The sequence below is a fragment of the Methylobacterium ajmalii genome (assembly GCF_016613415.1).
GTDB classification, from domain to species: domain Bacteria; phylum Pseudomonadota; class Alphaproteobacteria; order Rhizobiales; family Beijerinckiaceae; genus Methylobacterium; species Methylobacterium ajmalii.
Window position 1 is genome coordinate 955 of the sequence record NZ_JACWCT010000065.1, and the last position, 685, is coordinate 1639.

Genomic DNA, 685 nt, shown 5'->3' on the forward strand with positions numbered 1-685 from the left:
GCACCGCCGCCGCTTCCTCGGCCCGCGCTTCCAGCTCGCCCGTCGTCGCGCTCGTCGCCTGGCGGAACAGCTCGACCGCCGCCTGGCTGCGGGCGTCGAGCTCGGCGCCCGTCGTCTCCAGGGTACGGCGGAAGATGTGCGCCACCTCCACGGTGCGGGTGCCCAGAGCCCCCGTCGCCTGCTCGGCCGAGCGGCGCATGATCTCGGCGGCCTCGACCGAGCGCGCCTGGAGCGCGTCGCCGACCGTGTCGGCCGACGAGGTGAGGGCGGCGGCCGCCGCTTCGGCGCGCTCGGCGAGGCCCGACAGGGCGGTGCGCAGGGCGGTATCGGCGGTCTCGGTGCGCTCGCCGATCAGGCGGCTCGCCTCCTCGGCGGCGGCCACGAAGGCCGCGGCCGCGGTGGCGGTGCGCCCGTCGAGGGCGCCGGTGGCGGACTCGGCGGCGAGCGCGAGGGCTGCGGACACGTCCTCGGCCTGGCGCGTCAGGTGCTCGACGGCGGCGCGGAGCGTCGCGTCGGTGGCGTCGGTGCGCTCGGCGACGAGGCGGCCGGCCTCGTCGGCGGCCTTCGCGAAGGCGGTCGCCGCCGCCAGCGCACGGGCATCGAACTGCCCGGTCGCCTGCTCGGCGGCCCCGGCGATCGCCGCGGCGAGCGCCTCGGCCCGCTCGGTCAAGCCGCCGACCGCGCT

Annotated in this window: 1 protein-coding gene; it reads right to left on the minus strand. The window is 79.1% G+C overall.

Going from position 1 to position 685, the window contains the following annotated elements:
* On the minus strand, positions 1-685 hold a 685-nt coding region (locus HPY23_RS12135), incomplete at both ends, for a hypothetical protein (protein ID WP_200649612.1).